Annotated in this window: 3 protein-coding genes and 2 pseudogenes; 2 read left to right on the top strand and 3 right to left on the bottom strand. The window is 71.6% G+C overall.

Annotation, left to right across the window (positions count from 1 at the left end):
• Both VGD44_RS16250 and VGD44_RS16245 read left to right on the top strand, forming a co-directional pair.
• Positions 1-478, top strand: a pseudogene (locus VGD44_RS16250) (amino acid dehydrogenase); the annotation flags it as partial.
• 8 nt (positions 479-486) lie between these two features.
• Positions 487-978 carry an AAA family ATPase gene (locus VGD44_RS16245; RefSeq protein WP_331088955.1) on the top strand — a complete coding sequence of 164 codons (492 nt, stop codon included), beginning with the start codon at positions 487-489 and terminating at the stop codon, positions 976-978.
• 174 nt (positions 979-1,152) lie between these two features.
• Here the strand turns inward: VGD44_RS16245 and VGD44_RS16240 are convergent, their stop codons facing one another.
• The 3 genes and pseudogenes from VGD44_RS16240 to VGD44_RS16230 all read right to left on the bottom strand — a co-directional run.
• The gene (locus VGD44_RS16240) at positions 1,153-1,395 is read right to left on the bottom strand and encodes a hypothetical protein (RefSeq protein WP_331088953.1); all 243 of its coding nucleotides are present in this window, start codon (positions 1,393-1,395) and stop codon (positions 1,153-1,155) included.
• A complete protein-coding gene (locus VGD44_RS16235) occupies positions 1,392-1,700 on the bottom strand; it encodes a hypothetical protein (RefSeq protein WP_331088951.1) in 309 nt (102 codons plus the stop codon). The genes VGD44_RS16240 and VGD44_RS16235 overlap by 4 nt, the downstream gene beginning before the upstream one ends.
• Positions 1,697-2,343, bottom strand: a pseudogene (locus VGD44_RS16230) (radical SAM protein); the annotation flags it as partial. The gene VGD44_RS16235 and the pseudogene VGD44_RS16230, both read right to left, overlap by 4 nt.

Here is a 2,343-nt window from a genome sequence, read left to right as displayed (position 1 = left end):
CACCGACGTCAACGAAGAGGCGCTGTCGCAAGTGGCCGCGCAGACCGGCGCGACCATCGTGGAGCCGGGCGCGATCTTCGAGGCGCAGGCCGACGTCTTCGCGCCGTGCGCCCTGGGCGGGGCGATCAACGAGAGCACCCTGCCGCGGCTGAAGGCCAAGATTATCGCCGGCGGCGCCAACAACCAGCTGGCCACCCCGGAGATCGGCCGCGAGGTGTTCGCCCGCGGGATCCTCTACACGCCCGACTACGTGATCAACGGCGGCGGCATCATCAACGTCGCCGGCGAGATCCGCGCGCTCGAGCGCGGCGAGGCCTTCGACCCGGCGTGGGTGGACGAGAAGCTCGACCGCCTGGCGCTGACCCTGGAAGAGGTCCTCGACCAGGCCCTGCGCGAGCGCCGCCCGACCCACGAAGTCGCCAACGAGATCGCCAAGGCCCGCATCGTCGGCGCCCCGCGCAAGCAGGCGGCGGCTTAGGGCCTCCCGTGCCCCGGCTGGTCGTCTTCGCGGGCCTTCCGGGCAGCGGCAAGTCGACCATCGCCCGCGAGCTGGCCCGCCGACTCGGGGCCGTCTGGCTGCGCATCGACACCATCGAGACGGCCATCGCCGACGCCGAGACGCCGATCGCGGACGAGGGCTACCGCGCCGCCTACGCGGTAGCGGCCGACAACCTGCGGCTCGGCCTCGACGTGGTCGGCGACAGCGTGAACCCCTGGATGGAAACCCGCGACGCCTGGCGCGACGTGGGTCTGGCCGCGCGCGCGGAGGTCATCGAGGTCGAGGTCGTCTGCAGCGACGAAGCCGAGCACCGCCGCCGCGTCGAGACCCGCACGAGCGACGTCCGGCGCCTCACGCCGCCCACCTGGCAGGAAGTCACGGACCGCGACTACCGCCCTTGGACCCGCGAACGGCTGGTCGTGGACACCGCGGACCGCGACGTCGACGCCTGCGTGGCCGAGGTCATGGCTATCCTCTAGAGGCCCTCCTCCTCGATGGAGGAGGGTTGGTGGAGGTGTGGCCGCCCGAGCCGACGCAGATGGCGCAAGCGGGCGTCGACGCCAAACGACGCCATTCCCCTCTTCGCCGTGCGCACACCTCCATCCCCGGCCCTTCCTCCATCGAGGAGGAAGGGAGTGCGAGAACGATCGACTTTAGCGCCGCCGCAGCGACCGCCAGCCGTTGATGATCAGGACCACCCCCGCGACCGTCGGCAGTCCCCCGAAGATCAGGCTGACCGCCAGGATGAAGCCCGCGAGGCTGGCGTCGCCGCCGCGGAACAGCTCCACCAGCGCCCCGCCGCCGAAGAACGCGGTGCACGGCCCGGCCAGCAGCACCAGGATCGCGCCCACGGCGATCACCGCGCCGGCGATGAAGCGCCTCGTCCCGTCGCTCATGGCCTGTCCTCCGGGTCGTCGCTGAAGACCGCGAGCCGATCTCGCCCAGTCGCCCGGCGGGGCGCGTACAATCGCCGTCCCCACGCGAAGAGCAGCACGCCGAGGACGGTGGGGACGCCGCCGATGATCGTCGCTATGGCGGCGGCGCCCAACAGATCGCCGCCGCTCGAGCCGCCGCCGAACGTGTCGGCCACGCCGAACCCGATGAGGCCAAGGGTGCATAGCCCGCACAGCGCCGCGATCAGCCCGCCCACGGCCATCAGCGCGCCGCCGAGGAACTTCTGCACGGGGCTGACGTCGCTCACTGCCCCTGTCCCCGCGCCAGCGCCGCCTGGCCCGCCGCGCCCGGGCGGTAGAAGGTGTTGAAGGTGTCGAAGGGGATGATCCGCCCGTCCGGCTGCACGAAGTGCACGCACGACCGCTTCACCGTCCCGAGGTCGAAGTTGAAGCGGTCGAGGAACTGCGAGACCACGACCCGGAAGGTGTTCTCGTAGGCCACCTCCTGCGGCACGGCCGCCTCAGGCAGGCAGCACAGCAGGCTGGCCAGCTTCTCGCTGGTGTTGCCCTGGGCCGTCGACAGCGACAGCAGCTCGAACACCTTCTCGCGCAGTTCGGGGTAGCTCTCGAAGGTCACGGTGTTGGGCGCCGCGGCCACGAACAGCTCGCGCGGCAGGAGCGACGTCACCGGCCGCACCTCGCGCCCGTTGCGCAGGCCGTAGCCGATGCAGATCTGGTCCGGGTTGCAGGGCAGGGGGATCAGGTCGTCCAGCCCGAACACGCCCGCCTCGGCGATCGCCCGGCGTACCGCGGTGAGCACGATCCGGTGGCGGCGCGCGTCGAAGCCGTCGTTGCGGCCGGCGTCCTGGATCGGCTGGAAGGTGACGCCCCGCACACACCGCCAGTCCAGGGCAAAGCGGACGACGTCGGCGATCTCGCCGTCGTTGACGC

It is taken from the genome of Phenylobacterium sp., from assembly GCF_036402295.1.
GTDB lineage: Bacteria > Pseudomonadota > Alphaproteobacteria > Caulobacterales > Caulobacteraceae > Phenylobacterium.
This window is presented reverse-complemented; position numbering and strand designations above follow the sequence as displayed.